Source organism: Marinobacter sp. EVN1, assembly GCF_000475375.1.
GTDB lineage: Bacteria > Pseudomonadota > Gammaproteobacteria > Pseudomonadales > Oleiphilaceae > Marinobacter > Marinobacter nauticus.
The window spans coordinates 653,325-670,391 of the sequence record NZ_AXCB01000070.1 but is presented as its reverse complement, the minus strand read 5'-3'; the positions used below and the strand labels follow the sequence as shown (position 1 = coordinate 670,391).

Here is a 17,067-nt window from a genome sequence, read left to right as displayed (position 1 = left end):
ATGGCCAGTGAATGGCTGGAAGGCACCATAAGGCATCGGCGCAAGCTACCGGTTCAGCATGAGTTCAGCTACAACATCGGAATGCTCGCCCTCGACCTTGACGACTGGTCCACGGTAACCAGAACCAGTCCGTTTTTTTCCCTCGAACGTTTTAACTGGCTGGGGCTCTACCGGCGGGATTACCTTGACCCGGAAGTGCCCAGCCTGCGCCAGGCGGTATTCAACCGGGTTAAAAGCGCCACCGGCTGGGCTCCGGATGGGCCAATAGAGCTGGTTACCCACCCGCGCTACCTGGGCTACATTTTCAATCCGGTCAGCTTTTACCTGTGCTATGAACGGGGCTGCAGGCCAGAAGCCGGCGCCACCCCCCGTGTGATTGTCGCCCAGATTACCAACACCCCCTGGAAACAGCGCCATGTGTACTGCATGGAATGCACCCAGCCGGGGCCGGGCTCCGATAACGCCTGGCACACCGAGCGTTTTGGTTTCAGCAAACGCTTCCACGTTTCACCATTTAATGGCATGAATCAGCACTACCAGTGGCTGTTCAGTTTTCGCGGCAAGGACATGCGCGTTCACATGAATGTGGAAGAGGAAGGCCGCAAGCATTTTGATGCCACGCTGGTAGTCCAACGCACCCCTCTTGATCGTAAAACCCTGCACAGGAGCCTGAGACGGTTTCCCCTGGAAACCATCAAAGGCGTTGCCGGTATTTACTGGAATGCCCTGAAGCTGAAATTCAAAGGGGCCCCCTTTTACACCCACCCGGACAAACTCGATGCAACCGACAGCGCCTACCAGCGCGGTACCGAGGATCTGGGGCTGGATGTAACGGAAAAACCATCGGCACAACAAGACAACGCATTTGATTCGGCAGGAAGGGTAAGCTCATGGAGAACCTGAACACCTCGGTTGAACACCAGCGCACTGGGAACACGGGGCTTTCGTTGATCAGCCGTGTCGCAAAGCACCTGGCTTGCCAGCAACTGGCGCAGCTTGGTCATGGCAGGCTGGTGATCAGAGAGGCAGGAGCTGAGGACCTCGTATTCGGTGATGGCGATGACCGCTATCCGCAGGCCGAGTTAGTGATCCACAACCACAGCACTTGGCGGGATCTGGTGACCGGTGGCAGCATCGGTGCTGCCGAATCGTTTGTGGCAGGTGACTGGAGCTCGCCAGACCTGACCGCCCTGCTTCGGTTCTTTACCCGCAATATCGACACCATGAACCGGTTTGAAGACCGGTTTGCCTGGATCAGCAAGCCCGCACTCAAGGCACTGCACTGGCTGAACCGAAACACCCCGGAAGGCTCCCGCAAGAATATCAGCGCCCACTACGATCTGGGCAATGACCTGTTCCGCCTGTTCCTGGACCCAACCATGATGTATTCCTCCGCCATTTACCCCCGCGAGGATTCAACCCTGGACGAAGCGGCCGTTCACAAGCTGGATACCATCTGCCGCAAGCTGGATTTAGGTCCGGAGGACCGGGTGGTGGAAATCGGTACTGGCTGGGGTGGCTTCGCCATTCACGCCGCCAAACACTATGGCTGCCATGTCACCACCACTACCATTTCCAGGGAGCAGCTGGAGCTGACCAAGGCGCGAGTGAAAGCGGAAGGCCTCGAAGACAAGATTACGCTGCTGTTCGACGACTACCGCGATCTGCAGGGACAGTTCGACAAACTGGTGTCCATCGAGATGATCGAAGCCGTTGGCCCCCAGTTCCTGGACAGCTACCTGTCCCAGATCAGCCACCTGCTGAAGCCGGATGGCCTGGCGCTGATTCAGGCCATTAACATGCCGGAACAGCGTTACCACCGGGCATTGAAGAATGTGGATTTCATCCAGCGTTACATTTTCCCCGGCAGCTTTATCCCATCGTTTGGCGCTATTCTTGGCTCTATAAACCGGGGCTCAGACCTGGTACTCACCCATGCCGAAGACTTCGGCTTTCACTACGCCCGAACGCTGAGGGACTGGTGTGATCGGTTCATGGCGCGCCGTCAGGAACTGGAACAGCTGGGATACGACCAGGCCTTCCAACGCCTGTGGCATTTCTATTTCGCGTACTGCGAGGCTGGCTTCAGCGAGCGGGCGATTGGCGTTGCCCATCTGGTCATGGCCAAGCCGGCCAACAAACGCGCGAACATTCTGAGTGTATGATCACTTCAAAAACAGCCCGTAACCTGCTGAACTTTATACTGTTCCAGGCAGGCTGGCTGGCCTGCGTGCTGTACCCCGGGCTAGCTACGGTGGGGCTGATCCTGGTGTTCCTGGGCCTGCATCTTGCTCTGGTCAGTCAACGGCGGTTTTCCGAACTGCAGTTTATTGGCTTTGGCGTGGTGCTCGGCGGATTGATGGATACACTCTGGTTCCGAACCGGGGTGCTGGCCCTTGATTCCGGAGAAGAGGTGCTGGCTGCCCCGCCCTGGCTAATCGCGATCTGGACCATCTTCATGACCACCCTGTGCCATTCCCTGGGCTGGATCAGCCAGCGCCAGTGGCTGCCGTGGGCTCTGGCCCCCATTGCCGGCCCCTTTGCCTATTGGTCCGCCAGCCAGCTCGGTATAGTGGCGCTGCCGGACCTGACACTTTCCCTGGTCGCCATGGCCGTCGGCTGGTTCGTCCTGTTTCCTTTGCTGCTGTTCATTCGCAAGGCCCTGTACGCGGAGCTGGAAACATGAAACTCGCTGGTTCGACGTTCCTTACCCTACTCCTGACAGCAGCCGCATCCCCCGTGTCTGGCCAGGTATTTGAATTTTCAGGTACGGCCAAACAGGATGGGAAGGTGCTTTACCAGGAGGATCATCGAATCGAAGGCACGTGTTCCGAAGGCGTCTTTGACCCGGTTGACCACCAGGTTTCCTACCGGAATCCGGAAAGCGGAGACGCATTCGCCAGTAAATCGCTGTCTTACAATAACTCCGCGTTTCGGCCCCGGGTAGAGTTCCGCCAGCCAGCATTCGGTGAAGCGTTAACCATCACCTACCCGCAGGAGCGGGCTCTCAGTATTGCCTGGCAGGAGCCAACGGGCGAGACTCGAGAATTCACGGTGCCATTCGACCAGCAGCTGGTGGTGGATTCAGGGTTTGACTACTTTGTCCGGGCCAACTGGGAACGTATCCGGCAAGGCGAGTCAGTGGAGTTCCGGTTTCTGGCGCCCACCCGGGGGGAGCACTACGGTTTTGTTCTCGAGCCAGCCACCTCCGTCAAGGTGGACGCAGACCTGACCGTGCAGATCCGCCCCACCAGCCTGTTGTTACGGGTTCTCGTTGACCCTATCGTGCTGGGGTACAGCTCAGACGGCGCATTGACCGACTATCTGGGGTTAACCAACATCCGGCAAGATGCCGAATCCAACCACATCGCCCACATTCGCTATCAGGTTGCCCGCTTACCGGATTGTGAACTGACACGGTAATCTGGTCGCAGCTGCCAGACGGCACCCGGCCTGGGGTGTGTTAAACTCCGAAAAAATTTTCCCGGAGATTCTGCGCCCATGATGTTTGTGTCGTTCAATGTGAACAGTATCCGCACCCGCCTGCATCAGCTCGAAGCCGTGATTCAGCAGCTTAATCCGGATGTCATCGGTCTTCAGGAAACCAAGGTCACTGATGGGGAATTCCCGGTCGAGGCCATTCGCGAGCTCGGTTATCACGTTCACTTTCATGGCCAGAAAACCCACTACGGTGTTGCTCTGTTATCCCGCGCGGAGCCGGAAGAGGTCCTCAAAGGCTACCCCTCCGATGGTGAAGACTCCCAGCGGCGCCTGATTACCGGTCATTTCACCGTTAACGGCGAGCCCCTGACCGTCATCAACGGTTATTTTCCCCAGGGGGAAAGCCGGGACCACCCTGTAAAATTTCCTGCCAAGGAAAAGTTCTACGCCGACCTGATGGCCTACCTGGACGAATTGGCCAAGAAACCCGGCCATATTATGGTAATGGGCGACATGAACATATCGCCCACAGACCGCGACATCGGCATTGGCGCCGACAATGCAAAACGCTGGTTGCGTTCGGGAAAATGCAGTTTTCTGCCGGAAGAGCGGGAATGGCTTGGGCAGGTTGAACAACGGGGCTTTACCGATGTATTCCGCCATCTGCACCCGGACGAAGCCAACACCTTCAGCTGGTTTGACTATCGCAGCAAAGGCTTTGAGCGTGACCCGAGGCGAGGCCTTCGCATTGACCTGATCATGGCCAGTGACAGCCTCCTGCCCAAGGCAAAAGCAGCAGGAGTGTCCTACGATATCCGGGCCATGGAGCGACCATCCGATCACTGCCCGGTGTGGGCCTCATTCGACCTCTGATTGACCAGGCCATTACGGATGAAGAAAGTCAAAACCAGGGATCGGATCCTCGACACCAGCCTGCTGCTGTTCAACAGCCTTGGGGAGCCCAACGTCACCACTCTGCTGATCTCTGATGAGCTGGAGATCAGCCCGGGCAACCTGTATTACCACTTCAAAAGCAAAGGCGATATCGTTGAGGAATTGTTCCGGGCCTATGAGGCAGAGATGCTGGATCTTCTGGCGGTGCCCGAGGAAGCAGACGTTCCCATGGACCAGTTCAGCTTCTTCCTGCATCTGCTGTTTGAAGCCGTGGCCCGCTACCGTTTCCTGTACCAGGATCTGGTCAATGTCCTGTCCCGTTACGATCAGCTTCAGGTTCGATTTCGCAGGATTCTCAAAAAGAAGGAATTGGCGTTCAACACGCTGTGTGAGAGTTTTCGCCGGCAAGGCATCATGAACATCGGTTCGGATGAACTGGCTTCGGTGTGTGAGCAGCTTACCCTGACGGTGTGTTACTGGAGTAGCTTCGACACGCTTTCGCATCTGGATGACCGGGAGTCAGTGGACCCGGGCCGCGGTGTCTATCAGATGTTGCACCTGTTGCTTCCCTACCTGAACGAAGAAGAACAGGAACAGGTCCGGCTCACCAGCCGGACCTATCTCTAGAGCTTATTCTTCCTCGTCGCGCGCAGTGTTCTGACCGCGCAGCCTGGACAGCTCACTTTCCAATGCCTCGATACGACGCTCCATAGCTTCGATTTCTTCCCGACGATGGATGCCGAGGCGACGGAGTGCGCCAGAAACCCGCTGGTCGAACATATGCTCGAGTTTGTCCCAGGTCCCGGTGGCCCGCTCACGAACCTCGCCTACCCGATCTTCCACGGTGCGGATCTGTTTCTCGACCACACCCCGGGTTTTGCTCTCCAGCTGTTCGCCTTCCTGAACCAGACGATCAAAGAACTTGCCGGCGTCCTCTTCCGCTTTGGTGTAGGCGCCAAGGCCAGCCAGCCAGATTTGCCGGGCGGAATCCTTGATCTTGCCCGCCAGTTGCGGATCATTTTCAGGATTTTTGTCGTCGTGCTCAGACATGCATACCTCATGGGAGTCGGGCATTAGCGTTAGCTGCCATTGTATTACAGCCGGGCCCGGATTGCAGTGGTGGCCCTGAGAACCGCATAACGAAAGGCCGCAGTATAACCACTGATGCAATATGAAAAAATGTTTTCAAACGAAAGCGTCTCTCACTTGAACTGCTCAAATTATGGTCAATACTTCCCAATACCGGCATCCCTGTTGATGTCGGTTTGTCTGGAAGTCTTTCATGGATACTACTCGCACGCCTCTGCCCGGCATTCCCTGCCGGGCTTTTTTTGTTATTATTTCACCCCATTATATGGTTATTCCAAAACTGACATTTGGCGGGAGTCGATGAATGATTGATATTGCCTGGAGCCAGTTTACCCCTGGCGCTGCACTGACCGGCGGCCTGCTGATCGGCCTGGCCGCTGCAAGCTTCCTGCTTTTGAACGGCCGCATTGCAGGAATAAGTGGAATACTGGGTGGCCTGTTGGTGCCTGCTCGCCGCGATATACTCTGGCGGGTGGCTTTTCTCGCCGGGCTTGTAGGCACCCCAAGCCTGTGGCTGCTGTTTTCTGAACTTCCACCCATTCAGGTTGACGCAGGTTATCCAGCCCTGATCATTGCCGGATTGCTGGTGGGTATAGGCACTCGCTACGGCTCAGGCTGCACCAGCGGGCATGGTGTCTGTGGATTGTCTCGTCTGTCGCCTCGCTCACTGGTCGCAACCCTGAGTTTCATGGCAACAGGATTTTTAACGGTGTTCGTAATTCGCCACCTGATGGGAGTCTGAATGATGAAGTACTCTGTCACCTCACTTCTGGCAGGACTGATTTTCGGGTTGGGGCTCATGGTATCGGGTATGGCCAATCCGGAAAAAGTACTTGGTTTTCTCGATATCGCCGGGCTTTGGGACCCTTCACTGGCTTTCGTGATGGGAGGCGCAATCATCGTCGGACTGGTCGCTTTCGCCGTGGCGCGCAGGCGTACCCTGTCGTTCCTCGGATTCACCATGAAAATGCCGGCGAACAACCGTATTGAGCCCAGACTTGTTATTGGCAGCATGATGTTCGGTATTGGCTGGGGCATTGCCGGTTTTTGTCCAGGGCCCGCCCTGGTGGCTCTTGGTGCCGGAGAAATCAAGGCCGTGGTCTTTGTTGCGTCCATGGTGGCCGGTATGATGGCATTCGAAGTGATCGAGCGGATTAAACGACCGTCGTTGGGAGACACGCGTGGATATCAGAAAAATTGATGACAGTATTTCCGTAGCGCCACAAATCGCTATTGATGACGTTGCCGAAATTGCGCGGCTGGGGTTTCGGACCCTGGTCGCCAATCGGCCCGACCATGAAGAATACGGCCAACCGGCCATGGCCGACATTGAGGCCGCAGCGAAAGCAGAGGGCCTTGAATGGGTCTACATGCCGGTTGAGTCTGGCAATATTACCGACCAGGACGTAGAACGTTTCGCGCCCATGATCCGTGATGCCGAGAAACCCGTACTAGCCTTCTGTCGTTCCGGCACCCGCTGTACGGTACTATGGGCCCTGAGCAGTGCCCGCGACCACCAGCCAGAGGAAATCCTGTCCCGGGCACGGAATGCAGGTTACGACATTACCGGGCTTATTCCCCGCCTGATGCAGCAGGCCGGCAAGCGTTAATTTTCACCTCACGGAACGTCTCAATGCCTTACAACGGGATCGATAACTACCGCCACAATGAGCCGGACCGGCTCGGTGTGCTGATCACCAACCTTGGAACCCCCGACGCACCTACTACTCCCGCCCTGAGGAAATACCTCGCGGAATTCCTCTGGGATCCGCGGGTTGTCGAGGTACCGCGCCCCCTGTGGTGGCTGATTCTGCACGGCGTCATTCTCCGCATCCGCCCCCGGAAAAGTGCGGAAGCCTATGCCAGTGTGTGGGAAAAGGAGGGTTCTCCCCTGCTGATTCACACGGCGAAACAGGCTGAGGGTATCCGTGAGGCCATGAAACGGCGTTTCGGTACCAATGTGGTGGTTGGGTTCGCTATGCGTTATGGCAACCCTTCCATCCCCCGGGTACTGGAAGAGATGCAACAACAGGGCGTGCGCAAGCTGCTGGTACTTCCGCTGTATCCCCAGTATTCGGCCTCAACCACAGCCTCAACCTTCGATGCCATTGCAAAAGACTTTACCCGGCGGCGTTGGCTGCCCGATTTCCGGTTTGTTTCCCATTACCACGATTTCCCGCCGTACATCGAAGCCATGGCGCGCCATATTGAATCGCACTGGGCTGAACATGGCCGCAAGGAAAAACTGATTCTCTCCTACCACGGCGTACCGCTGAAATACCTGCTGAAGGGCGACCCCTACCACTGCGAATGCCATAAGACATCGCGGCTGCTGGCGGAGCGCCTTGGCCTCGGTAAAGACCAGTACATGACCACTTTCCAGTCCCGGTTCGGGCGGGAAGAATGGCTGCAACCCTATACCGACGAAACCCTTAAAGCACTGCCCGGAAAAGGGGTAAAATCGATCGATGTGTTCTGTCCTGGTTTCTCCGCCGATTGTCTGGAAACCATCGAGGAGATTAACGAGGAAAACCGCGAATACTTTATGGAGTCCGGCGGCGAAGGCTTTAGCTATATTCCCTGCCTGAACGCCACTCCGGGGCACATCGATGCCCTGGTGACACTGGTTGAGGAAAATCTGCAGGGATGGGGTATTCCCGAGAATTCGCCGGAATCCCTGGAACAGCGGGCCAGACTGGCGGAAGAGCGCAAACAGGCCACCTTCCCGGGCCGCAGCGACATCTAAGGAAAGACAGGACAGTGCCATGAAACTGAATTGCGATCTGGGGGAAAGCTACGGCGCCTGGCAAATGGGCCAGGATGACCTGGTTATGCCCCTGATCGACATGGCCAACGTGGCCTGTGGCTTTCATGCCGCAGACCCTATGGTAATTCGCAAAACACTGGCACTGGCAGCCGTTCACCACGTGGCTATTGGCGCTCACCCGTCCTATCACGACCTGCCCGGCTTCGGCCGGCGCTCGATTCACCACACGCCGGAAGAGATCGAAGCCCTGATGCTGTATCAGCTCGGGGCGCTCGAAGGCATGTGCCGGAGTGAAGGCCTGACGCTAAGCTACGTCAAACCCCATGGCGCCCTGAATAACGACATGATGCGGGACAATAGACTGCTTCGTGCCGTGATGGAGGCCGTACGCACCTTCCGGACCGATCTGCCACTGATGATTCCGGTCACCTGCAATTACCGCAAACATCAGCAGATGGCGGCCGATGTTGGCCTGCCCCTACTGCTGGAAGCCTTTGCAGACCGCGCCTACGATGACGAAGGCCAGCTGGTTTCCCGGCGCCAGGCCGGCGCCGTACACGAGGATCCGGACATCATCGTTCGCCAGGCAAAGTCGTTTGCTGACAAAGGTGGTGTGTTCAGTACCACCGGCCACTGGCTTGAGCTTCCCGCAGACAGCCTGTGCGTGCATGGCGACAATGATGCCGCACTGGAGGCGATCAAAGCCATCCGCAAGGCGCTCGGCAAATCCGGCCAATGATTGAACCGGTTTCCGAAGACACCATCCTGATTACCCTGGCCCCGGCCATTGACGATACCCTGCCCGCTCGCATTGCCAGCCTCGTCGACAGCATCCGTCGTGCCGGTTTTCACTGGCTGGTGGATATGGTGCCCTCATACACCACATTGATGGTGGTGTACGACCCCATGCTCATCGATTTCCGGCAGGTAACCGCCGAACTCAGGCTCATCATTCACAGGCTAAGCACACAGGCGCACACGGCGGAATTGAAAAGCCGCCTGGTGGAACTGCCGGTGTATTACAGTGCCGAGACCGGGCCTGACCTGCAGTGGCTGGCCTCGGAAAGCGGCCTGGATTGCGAGGAAGTGATTCGTCGACACAGCTCGGTTGAATACCGGGTGCATGCGCTTGGATTTGCCCCCGGCTTCGCCTTTATGGGGCAGGTTGACCCCAGCATCGCCGCACCCCGGAAAACCACTCCTCGCAAACAGGTACCCGCCGGAAGCGTTGGCATTGCCAATCGGCAGACAGCAGTTTACCCGCAGGTTTCTCCGGGCGGCTGGCAGCTGATTGGGCGCTGCCCGACACGCCTTTTTGATCCAACGAACCTGTCGCTCCTCAAGGTGGGCGATCGGGTGCGCTTTACCCCCATCAGCCGGGAGGCGTTTCTGGCCGCCGGTGGGGAGCTCATTTCATGAGCTGGCTGGAGGTCATTCATCCCGGCGTGCAAAGTTCTGTGCAGGACAGTGGTCGCCGGGGTTATCGCCACCACGGGCTGGCCGCAGGCGGCGCCCTTGATCTGATCAGCTTTACCTGGGCCAACAAGCTGCTGGACAACCCTCGCCATGCTGGCTGCCTGGAAATAATGTTAGGGGGATTCCGCGCCATTGCCCACGGCTCGCTTCAGATTGCCATCACCGGCGCCAGAACCAGGGTGGCCGTGAACGGCGAACCCGTTGAAATGTGGCGAACCTTGAACCTGAACGACGGCGACGAGATGACCATCAGCCATTCGGCTCACAACCGGCTTATCTACCTGGCCGTGGCGGGAGGACTGGATTCGCCGCAGCAGTTCGGCAGTCGCACGGTGGTTGTTCGGGAAAAGCTTGAGGGCCGGGGCCCGATAAAGGCAGGAGATAAACTGGTACTACGGGAACCGCAACGAAAAGTGCCAAGCCGGGAAGTGCCCGCGCACCAGCGCCCTGATTTTAGTTCAGAGGTGGTTATCGGCCTGGTACCGGGCTATCAATACTCACAGTTTCAACGTACGGATATCCTGCGGCTGACAACCAGCAGCTACACCGTTAGCGATCAATCCGACCGTATGGGTTTCCGGCTTCAGGGCCCGGCCCTGGACTGCCCTCCTCCCGGCATCATCTCCGAAGGTATTGCGCACGGATCCGTTCAGATTCCCGGTGATGGTCAGCCTATCGTGCTGCTGAACGATGGCCAGACGATTGGTGGCTACCCGAAGCCTGGCGTGGTACCGATCCTGGATTGCAGCCGTTTGGCCCAGCAACTACCCGGTGGCCGTGTCCGGTTTGAATTATGCGATCTGGCTACGGCGCAGAATCAGCGTCGGCTTTTTGAGCTTCACTACCAGAACACTCGCTGGTGTCAGAATGGCCAGGCACTTGAGTGGCTTTAATTCCCCCGGCATGTGCAAGGTCGGGAACGGCCTGACAAAAGGTGCACTCTTCCGTATCCACGGCCGCGCCACCCGTCTCGACATAACGCACGCGATGGCTCGCCCTGCCTCGATTGGCTGACACGGCGAATCGGCGGTTTTTGCGATCTGTCTGTTCCTGGTTTTCCGGATGTTCAGCCATGGATGAAATCTCCCGGATATGAAGCGCGGCGTTTGGAATCCAGCGGGGGGATTGGTGTAACCAAGATATTGGGGTATCGAGAGGAAAAACAAGAAGAAAAATGGCGGTGGGCCAGACCTTACAAAACCCGCCAACCACGCGGCTTTCCGACTCCTAACTACCCGAAAAATCAAAGATTACCTGTTTCGCTTGTGTCTTACCGTAACACTGTATAACATCAAATATCAATACTTTTTGTGTGACAGGATGTGGGCCAAGCGATGCCGAAGATTGCCAAGGAACTTTCCGCCCTTGAGGTTAAGCGCCTCACTTGCAGGATAGACCCGGACACCGGAGAGGCGACGGAAGTTCGCTATCCGGTAGGTGGTGTGTCTGGCCTGCTACTCCGAATAACTCCCTCCGGTTCCCGTCAATGGATTCTGCGCGCCAAAGTTGGCAATCGGCGCCCGGATATGGGCCTGGGGCCCTACCCGGAAATCTCATTGGCTCAGGCCCGCGACAAAGCCCGGGAGCTGAAAGAGAAAATCCGGAGCGGGATAGACCCCCTGGAAGAAAAGCGCACCCTGAAACGCGCCCTGCTGGCGGAACAAATCAGCACGCTGACATTCCAGAAGGCCATGGAAAAATACATCAAGATGAAGGCCAAAGAGTTCCGGAACCCCCGGCAGGAAACGCAGTGGACGAACAGCCTGAACACATACGCAATTCCGCACCTCGGCAAGCTGCCGGTTCGTGAAATCGACCTCCCCCACATCAAGCAGGTTCTGGACCCGATCTGGGAAACCAAAACCGAAACCGCCAATCGCGTACGCGCCCGAATCGAGAACATTCTCGGCTGGTGCGCGATTCACGGCTACCGTTCAGCTGAAAACCCCGCTCGATGGCAAGGCTATCTTGATGAGGTCTACCCGTCTCCAGAGAAAATCAAAAAACGTGGCCACTTTGCCGCCCTCCCGGTGGAGGATATGCCGGAGTTTATGAAGGATCTGAAAAAGCGGACAGGTACAGCACCCCGGGCCCTGGAGTTTCTGATTCTGACCGCCAGCCGCACAAACGAGGTCATTGGAGATAAGCGGATTGGCAAGGCCGGAGTTACCTGGCAGGAAATTGACCTGGCCCGCAAAGTATGGACAGTGCCAGCTGACCGCATGAAGTCCGAAAAGGTCCACCGCGTCCCTCTGACTGACTCAGCCATTGAGCTTCTCAAAGGGATGGGAGAGGGAGCCCCGGAAGATTTGATCTTTCCCGGGCCAAAAGGCGGGATTCCGTCAAACAATTTCCTTACCGCCCTCCTGAAGCGAATGGAAAGGCAAGTCACCGCACACGGCTTCCGCTCGACGTTCAAGGATTGGGCACGTGAGCGCACAGCATACGCTGACGAAGTTTCCGAGCTGGCCCTTGCTCACGTAAACAGTGACGCCACCCGGGCCGCCTACGCCCGCTCAGAGCTGATAGACAAGCGCCGGCTCATGATGGCGGATTGGGAGCAGTTCTGTATGCACGGCGAGACCAAAAAGGAATCCGGCAAGGTGGTAGCCATTGGCGAGGGAAAGGGATAAATCATGGCAAAACTAAAGCTGAAACAGAAAGAGTGGTTCACTCTAGCCGACGCTGCGAAGTATCTGACAGACATAACTGAAGGCACTGAGATTACTGAAGCAGATGTTATTCAATATGCTCTCGATGCAGAGCTCACGATATCGGTGCGTCTCAATAGGTGGACTGAGCACTGTTTTCCGTATGGGGATCTACACTTAAGCAATAATGAAGGTCCGAGCCTCAAGGAACTCAGTGAGGGGGTGCAGGATCCCATTCGCGACATCCATTTTTTAATTCATAGAAATCAGCAATATTTTGTCGCTTTGCGCGACGAAACAAACTTAATGCCGGGTATTTATGACATAGCCAATGACGCCGACAGCAGCGAAATCATATCCGATCTCTGGATAGCGCTTAAAAATGGACAGCAGGATACAAACGGTCAAACCTTCTCTTCTCCTCCGGTCCTAATAAACGAGTCAGGTAAATCTGTAAGGTTTTGCAAATATATAAACCTCATAGATGATGAAAGCAGAGTCGCAATAAGAATTCCGGACTACCAAATACCCCCCAAAACCTATTTTGTTGTCCGAAAAGCGGAAATTGATTCCCTTACAGAACCAAGCTCGAAACCTGAAAGCCATGAAAAGCTATCGACGAAAGAAAAGAAAACCTATCTCAAAATCATCAGGACCCTCTGTGAAGATCACGAGCACCTTGATCTCAATCAGCACTCAACCACCGCCGGCCAAATAATCGCAATGGCGGACACTATGGGCCTGACGATTCCGAGCAAGCGCACACTTGAAACCCTGCTGAAAGAGGCCCGCGATTTAGAAGATTAAGCGCAATTGCGCAACCACATAACGCAACTGCGCCAAATCAATAGCCCACGTTGATGTACTGACCTCGTTGTTATCAGAAAGCACCCGAGGTCATGAAATGAAATCAGATCAGAAAGAGAAATACCTTTCAGCCCGAGAGCTTGCTTCTCGTTACGAAGTATCTTTGGTTACGCCTTGGCGCTGGGCCAAGCAAGGATCTTTCCCCCGCCCCGTAAAACTCGGACCTAACTGCACCCGCTGGAAGCTCTCAGAGATTGAAGCCTGGGAAGCCAGCAGGGGGGTCACAGCATGAGAGTAGACAAACCAGTTAAGCCTGGCTGGTTCTTCCGCAATGGCCGGCAGTACCTGGCCGTTTCCGAAGTGCCAGCCACAGTCAATCTGACGACCTCCGAAGTAACCGAAGCCATATCCCTAGGGCAGCTCAGAATCGAGCGTGTGAACGGCTGCAAAGTCGTCGCAATGGAGGAACTGTTCGACTGGATTGATATGCAAGAAAGCGGGAGGGGCCAGGCATGAAACAGGCACCCGCCCCCGAAGGGGCAAGGCACCAAACCCAGAGTCAGTATAGCACCCCCGCCAACTATGCAGAGCGCCTGAATTCCATTCGCGCCGCCCTTCTGGAAGCTGGCATAGAACCGGCCAACTCTGACGCCCTGCTGTCCCGCCTGGCTGATGCTGAAGGCAAGCCGGTACGGTTTAGCACCGCCAGCAAGCCCCGCAGTAAAAACGGCTGGCTGATCGCCTACCATGACCGGGGCCTGCCGTTTGTCGTTATTGCCGGAGACTGGAGCACCGGAGCTGAAACAAAGTGGGTAGCCGGAACCGGAGATACCCTGAACCCTGACGAGCGCCGGGAACTGAAACGCCGGATGGCGGAATCCAAACGGGCCAGGGAGGAAGAACAGGCCCGGCAATGGGAAGCCAGAGCCGCCGCAGCCGCCCGCCACTGGCATTCATGCAGCCCGGCAGACCCATTACACCCCTACCTGCAACGCAAAGGCATACAGCCGCACCGGGCCCGCCAGAAGGGACGGGAGCTTGTGTTACTGCTGGCGGACTTCACCGGCAAAGCATGGAGCCTGCAAACGATAGATGAGGCCGGGAGCAAGCGCCTTATGGCTGGCGGTAAGAAGGCTGGGCATTTCATTGTCGTGGATGGACCCGACTACCCCGCCCGCGTGCTTATCTGCGAGGGCTGGGCCACCGGTTGCACCCTGGCAGAGATAGACCCTGCTGCCCTGGTATTGGCTGCCGTGGATTGCGGCAACCTTCAGACCGTAGCAACCGGAGCCCGTAACCGCTGGCCTGACGCTGACCTGATTGTGTGCGGGGATGATGACCGCCAGACACCGGGCAACCCCGGAGCCACCGCAGCACGTGCCGCTGCCCTTGCCGCTGGAGCCCGCTTCGCCCTGCCGGACTGGCCAGCCGCCGCACCTGTTCACCTTTCGGACTTCAACGACCTGCACCAATGGCAGAGGGGGCACAAATGACCGATTACAACCACGCCCCTGAAAAATTCGAGGGGGCAGAGGGAACAGAGGGTACAGCCAGTAATGACGCGGGCTCCAGCGTACCCCCGAGCAAAAGCAGCGAGGGGCCAGAGGGGACAATTAGCGGCTTGAACGCGGTTTACCCGATGGAACAGCCTCCAGAGGAACCACCAGAGCCGGAAATCACGCGCCCTTGTTCCTTGAATCACCTGGATTGGTTCACCCTTAATGGAGTGCGCCGCCGCCCCGGTCTTTACTGGCATGGCAACACAGCCCCAAAAGGTGACAGCGAACCCGAGCCCGTAGATATATGGATCAGCTCACCACTTGAGGCGGTAGCCGAAACGCGGGATGAAATCGGTAGCGGGCACGGTCTAATGCTTCGCTTTTGGGATTCAGAAGGCCGGAGGAAAGAATGGGCAGCCCCAATGCATATGCTCAAAGGAAGCGGGGAAGAACTACGCGGGGAACTGTTGGACAACGGAGCCCGGATCAATCCTAGAGCCCACCGGCTGCTGTCGGAGTGGCTAATGGAGCAGTACCCATCCGCCCGCGTTGTCGCTGCAACCCGCACGGGCTGGAACTCGGATAATACCGCCTTTGTATTGCCTGGCCGTACCATCGGAGACAACAGCTACCGCTTTCAATCTGAACACGCTGCCCATGATGCCTATATGCAGAGAGGGAGCGTGGCAGGCTGGCGGGACACCGTGGGCCGTTTTTGCCAGGGAAACAAACTGCTGATTATTGCCGTATCTTGCGCCCTGTCCGCACCTCTACTGAAGCTTGCCGCACAGAAGCCGAAAGGGGCCATTGGCCTGCACCTTGTCGGGGATTCATCCAAAGGAAAAACAACCGCGCTTCAGGTTGCCGCCAGCGTCTGGGGTAGTCCTGGGTATGTTATGAGCTGGCGAGGCACGAGCAACGGACTGGAGGCTACCGCAGCCGCCCGCAACGATACTCTTTTACCCTTGGATGAAATCAGCGAGAGCAACCCAAGGGAAATCGGGGCCGTGGTTTACGCACTGGGTAACGGGCAAGGCAAGCAACGCGCCCGGAGAACTGGAGGAGCCAGAGAATCGCAAAGCTGGCGCGTTGCGCTGATCTCCAGCGGAGAACGAACATTAAGCGCTCATATGGGAGAGGCCAACCAACGGGCCAAAGCAGGACAACAGGCCAGGCTTTTGGACATCCCTGCAACAGAGCGCCGTTACGGATTGTTTGACGACCTGCACAATCAAGAATCGCCCCGCGCCTTTGCCGACTATCTGAAACAGGCGACTGGCCAGAATTACGGGCACACCGGCCCGGCATTCGTGACAGCCTTGCTGAAGGATACCCGCGACCTAAAACGCCAGTACGCCGAACTGATAGAAGCTGACGAGTTTACCGGAAAGGATGGGCTGGAATCACGGGCCGCCAGCACCTTTGCCCTGATCGCCATGGCCGGTGAGCTGGCCACTGATTACGGTCTAACCGGCTGGGAAAATGGGGCTGCACTCGTGGCGGCAATTGAGGCATTCAGCGCCTGGCGAAAACACCGAGGACCAAGCAAGGATGAAAACAGCCAAATACTTGCTGGTGTTCAGGAGTTTATCGCAAAACACGGTAACGCCCGCTTTGAATCGAAGGAGGCAACCGAAGCCAGCCAGATAACACGAGACAGAGCCGGTTACTACATGGACGCACCAGACGGAGGGGAGCGTGTGTATCTGTTTTACAGCCATGGACTCCGGGAGGCTGCGCCGGGCTTCGACATTAACCGGATATTGGCCGCTCTGGACCATGCTGGTTGGATTGTGGACAGGGAAAGCGGGAAGAAATCAAAGAAAGTCAGGATTGGAAACGAGTCCCTCCGGTTGTACTGGATCAGACCAGACCAGGGGGCTGACGAATGAGTATTGCCAACCTGCTGCAAACCCTGGGAATTCAGACTGTGCCACCTGTTCCCCCGGTCCACTTCTGCGAGGGGACAGAAAACACCCATGAAAAACAACCAAGTACCACACGAACCCCGTGTACCCCCGGAAAAGACAGAGAGGCAGACAACAACCCAAGGCGCGCAAGCCCGGATGCTGTCCTGCTGGAATTGGCTCGGCAACTTCGGGTCAGCCCCGCCAGCTTGTGGGCAATGATGGATGACGACGACATAGAAGCCACCGCCAATGGTGAATATACCCCGGCCTACCTGCTGGCGTACTTCAGGCTGAAACAGGAAACCGGCGAACTGCAGGCGGACGATACACCAGAGCCTGCCAGGCATTCGGAGAGCTGCCCGGGACACGTCGAACTGATGCGGGCATGGAAGCCTGCCCACGATGCACTGATTAACCACCTGATGGCCTGTAACGACTGCTACGCACCCCGCACCCGGTATTGCACCACCGGGGCAGAGCTACGCCGGGCATACCTTGAGAGCTACCGGAACGCACAACAAACGGAGTAAGCG

21 protein-coding genes are annotated in these 17,067 nt (G+C 56.9%); 20 read left to right on the top strand and 1 reads right to left on the bottom strand.

The features are described 5' to 3' along the window. The 6 genes from Q674_RS40320 (at position 1) to Q674_RS40295 (ending at position 4,962) form a co-directional block, all read left to right on the top strand. Entirely contained in the window at positions 1 to 903 is a 903-nt protein-coding gene (locus Q674_RS40320) for a DUF1365 domain-containing protein (protein WP_023010167.1), read from the top strand. After that, positions 891 to 2,165, top strand: a complete 1,275-nt coding sequence (locus tag Q674_RS40315; RefSeq protein ID WP_023010166.1) for an SAM-dependent methyltransferase — start codon at positions 891 to 893, stop codon at positions 2,163 to 2,165. The genes Q674_RS40320 and Q674_RS40315 overlap by 13 nt, the downstream gene beginning before the upstream one ends. Next, positions 2,162 to 2,686, top strand: coding sequence for a DUF2878 domain-containing protein (locus Q674_RS40310; RefSeq protein ID WP_014421427.1), 525 nt, complete (start codon positions 2,162 to 2,164; stop codon positions 2,684 to 2,686). The genes Q674_RS40315 and Q674_RS40310 overlap by 4 nt, the downstream gene beginning before the upstream one ends. Next, positions 2,683 to 3,423, top strand: coding sequence for a hypothetical protein (locus Q674_RS40305; RefSeq protein WP_023010165.1), 741 nt, complete (start codon positions 2,683 to 2,685; stop codon positions 3,421 to 3,423). Before Q674_RS40310 ends, Q674_RS40305 begins: the two co-directional genes overlap by 4 nt. A 78-nt stretch (positions 3,424 to 3,501) precedes the next feature. Beyond that, on the top strand, positions 3,502 to 4,314 hold the full coding sequence (gene xthA / locus Q674_RS40300) for an exodeoxyribonuclease III (RefSeq protein ID WP_023010164.1): 813 nt from the start codon (positions 3,502 to 3,504) through the stop codon (positions 4,312 to 4,314). 18 nt (positions 4,315 to 4,332) lie between these two features. Then, a complete protein-coding gene (locus Q674_RS40295; protein WP_023010163.1) occupies positions 4,333 to 4,962 on the top strand; it encodes a TetR/AcrR family transcriptional regulator in 630 nt (209 codons plus the stop codon). Between the two features lie 3 nt (positions 4,963 to 4,965). Here the strand turns inward: Q674_RS40295 and Q674_RS40290 are convergent, their stop codons facing one another. Then, positions 4,966 to 5,385 carry a phasin family protein gene (locus Q674_RS40290; protein ID WP_011784979.1) on the bottom strand — a complete coding sequence of 140 codons (420 nt, stop codon included), beginning with the start codon at positions 5,383 to 5,385 and terminating at the stop codon, positions 4,966 to 4,968. Between the two features lie 343 nt (positions 5,386 to 5,728). On the opposite strand from Q674_RS40290, the gene Q674_RS40285 reads away from it, so the two are divergent. From Q674_RS40285 to Q674_RS40225, 14 genes are all read left to right on the top strand, one after another. Next, the gene (locus Q674_RS40285; protein WP_022991216.1) at positions 5,729 to 6,166 is read left to right on the top strand and encodes a YeeE/YedE family protein; all 438 of its coding nucleotides are present in this window, start codon (positions 5,729 to 5,731) and stop codon (positions 6,164 to 6,166) included. Between the two features lie 3 nt (positions 6,167 to 6,169). Continuing rightward, a complete protein-coding gene (locus Q674_RS40280) occupies positions 6,170 to 6,625 on the top strand; it encodes a YeeE/YedE family protein (RefSeq protein ID WP_031210549.1) in 456 nt (151 codons plus the stop codon). Further along, on the top strand, positions 6,606 to 7,034 hold the full coding sequence (locus tag Q674_RS40275) for a TIGR01244 family sulfur transferase (protein WP_022991214.1): 429 nt from the start codon (positions 6,606 to 6,608) through the stop codon (positions 7,032 to 7,034). The genes Q674_RS40280 and Q674_RS40275 overlap by 20 nt, the downstream gene beginning before the upstream one ends. A 23-nt stretch (positions 7,035 to 7,057) precedes the next feature. Further along, the gene (gene hemH / locus Q674_RS40270) at positions 7,058 to 8,170 is read left to right on the top strand and encodes a ferrochelatase (RefSeq protein ID WP_023010162.1); all 1,113 of its coding nucleotides are present in this window, start codon (positions 7,058 to 7,060) and stop codon (positions 8,168 to 8,170) included. A gap of 19 nt (positions 8,171 to 8,189) precedes the next feature. Next, positions 8,190 to 8,930, top strand: a complete 741-nt coding sequence (locus Q674_RS40265) for a 5-oxoprolinase subunit PxpA (protein WP_023010161.1) — start codon at positions 8,190 to 8,192, stop codon at positions 8,928 to 8,930. Next, positions 8,927 to 9,610 carry a 5-oxoprolinase subunit PxpB gene (gene pxpB, locus Q674_RS40260; RefSeq protein WP_022991211.1) on the top strand — a complete coding sequence of 228 codons (684 nt, stop codon included), beginning with the start codon at positions 8,927 to 8,929 and terminating at the stop codon, positions 9,608 to 9,610. Before Q674_RS40265 ends, pxpB begins: the two co-directional genes overlap by 4 nt. Continuing rightward, the gene (locus Q674_RS40255; RefSeq protein WP_023010160.1) at positions 9,607 to 10,560 is read left to right on the top strand and encodes a biotin-dependent carboxyltransferase family protein; all 954 of its coding nucleotides are present in this window, start codon (positions 9,607 to 9,609) and stop codon (positions 10,558 to 10,560) included. The genes pxpB and Q674_RS40255 overlap by 4 nt, the downstream gene beginning before the upstream one ends. Positions 10,561 to 11,001: 441 nt before the next feature. After that, positions 11,002 to 12,300 (top strand): tyrosine-type recombinase/integrase, encoded by a 1,299-nt coding sequence (locus Q674_RS40250; RefSeq protein WP_023010159.1) that lies wholly within the window; start codon positions 11,002 to 11,004, stop codon positions 12,298 to 12,300. Between the two features lie 3 nt (positions 12,301 to 12,303). Beyond that, positions 12,304 to 13,125, top strand: coding sequence for a hypothetical protein (locus Q674_RS40245; RefSeq protein WP_023010158.1), 822 nt, complete (start codon positions 12,304 to 12,306; stop codon positions 13,123 to 13,125). A gap of 97 nt (positions 13,126 to 13,222) precedes the next feature. Next, on the top strand, positions 13,223 to 13,417 hold the full coding sequence (locus Q674_RS41735) for an AlpA family phage regulatory protein (protein ID WP_081698963.1): 195 nt from the start codon (positions 13,223 to 13,225) through the stop codon (positions 13,415 to 13,417). Then, the gene (locus Q674_RS40240) at positions 13,414 to 13,641 is read left to right on the top strand and encodes a hypothetical protein (protein WP_023010157.1); all 228 of its coding nucleotides are present in this window, start codon (positions 13,414 to 13,416) and stop codon (positions 13,639 to 13,641) included. Before Q674_RS41735 ends, Q674_RS40240 begins: the two co-directional genes overlap by 4 nt. Further along, a complete protein-coding gene (locus Q674_RS40235) occupies positions 13,638 to 14,618 on the top strand; it encodes a toprim domain-containing protein (RefSeq protein ID WP_023010156.1) in 981 nt (326 codons plus the stop codon). Before Q674_RS40240 ends, Q674_RS40235 begins: the two co-directional genes overlap by 4 nt. Continuing rightward, positions 14,597 to 16,516: a DUF927 domain-containing protein gene (locus tag Q674_RS40230; protein ID WP_319802630.1), complete on the top strand. Its 1,920-nt coding sequence runs from the start codon at positions 14,597 to 14,599 to the stop codon at positions 16,514 to 16,516. The genes Q674_RS40235 and Q674_RS40230 overlap by 22 nt, the downstream gene beginning before the upstream one ends. Next, positions 16,513 to 17,064, top strand: coding sequence for a hypothetical protein (locus Q674_RS40225; protein ID WP_023010154.1), 552 nt, complete (start codon positions 16,513 to 16,515; stop codon positions 17,062 to 17,064). The genes Q674_RS40230 and Q674_RS40225 overlap by 4 nt, the downstream gene beginning before the upstream one ends. The last annotated feature ends 3 nt before the right edge of the window (positions 17,065 to 17,067 follow it).

Coding starts and splice junctions, on each gene's coding strand:
- Q674_RS40320 (WP_023010167.1), top strand. CDS start 1: ATGGCCAGTGAATGGCTGGAAGGCACCATAAGGCATCGGCGCAAGCTA.
- Q674_RS40315 (WP_023010166.1), top strand. CDS start 891: ATGGAGAACCTGAACACCTCGGTTGAACACCAGCGCACTGGGAACACG.
- Q674_RS40310 (WP_014421427.1), top strand. CDS start 2,162: ATGATCACTTCAAAAACAGCCCGTAACCTGCTGAACTTTATACTGTTC.
- Q674_RS40305 (WP_023010165.1), top strand. CDS start 2,683: ATGAAACTCGCTGGTTCGACGTTCCTTACCCTACTCCTGACAGCAGCC.
- xthA (WP_023010164.1), top strand. CDS start 3,502: ATGATGTTTGTGTCGTTCAATGTGAACAGTATCCGCACCCGCCTGCAT.
- Q674_RS40295 (WP_023010163.1), top strand. CDS start 4,333: ATGAAGAAAGTCAAAACCAGGGATCGGATCCTCGACACCAGCCTGCTG.
- Q674_RS40290 (WP_011784979.1), bottom strand. CDS start 5,385: ATGTCTGAGCACGACGACAAAAATCCTGAAAATGATCCGCAACTGGCG.
- Q674_RS40285 (WP_022991216.1), top strand. CDS start 5,729: ATGATTGATATTGCCTGGAGCCAGTTTACCCCTGGCGCTGCACTGACC.
- Q674_RS40280 (WP_031210549.1), top strand. CDS start 6,170: ATGAAGTACTCTGTCACCTCACTTCTGGCAGGACTGATTTTCGGGTTG.
- hemH (WP_023010162.1), top strand. CDS start 7,058: ATGCCTTACAACGGGATCGATAACTACCGCCACAATGAGCCGGACCGG.
- Q674_RS40265 (WP_023010161.1), top strand. CDS start 8,190: ATGAAACTGAATTGCGATCTGGGGGAAAGCTACGGCGCCTGGCAAATG.
- pxpB (WP_022991211.1), top strand. CDS start 8,927: ATGATTGAACCGGTTTCCGAAGACACCATCCTGATTACCCTGGCCCCG.
- Q674_RS40255 (WP_023010160.1), top strand. CDS start 9,607: ATGAGCTGGCTGGAGGTCATTCATCCCGGCGTGCAAAGTTCTGTGCAG.
- Q674_RS40250 (WP_023010159.1), top strand. CDS start 11,002: ATGCCGAAGATTGCCAAGGAACTTTCCGCCCTTGAGGTTAAGCGCCTC.
- Q674_RS40245 (WP_023010158.1), top strand. CDS start 12,304: ATGGCAAAACTAAAGCTGAAACAGAAAGAGTGGTTCACTCTAGCCGAC.
- Q674_RS41735 (WP_081698963.1), top strand. CDS start 13,223: ATGAAATCAGATCAGAAAGAGAAATACCTTTCAGCCCGAGAGCTTGCT.
- Q674_RS40240 (WP_023010157.1), top strand. CDS start 13,414: ATGAGAGTAGACAAACCAGTTAAGCCTGGCTGGTTCTTCCGCAATGGC.
- Q674_RS40235 (WP_023010156.1), top strand. CDS start 13,638: ATGAAACAGGCACCCGCCCCCGAAGGGGCAAGGCACCAAACCCAGAGT.
- Q674_RS40230 (WP_319802630.1), top strand. CDS start 14,597: ATGGCAGAGGGGGCACAAATGACCGATTACAACCACGCCCCTGAAAAA.
- Q674_RS40225 (WP_023010154.1), top strand. CDS start 16,513: ATGAGTATTGCCAACCTGCTGCAAACCCTGGGAATTCAGACTGTGCCA.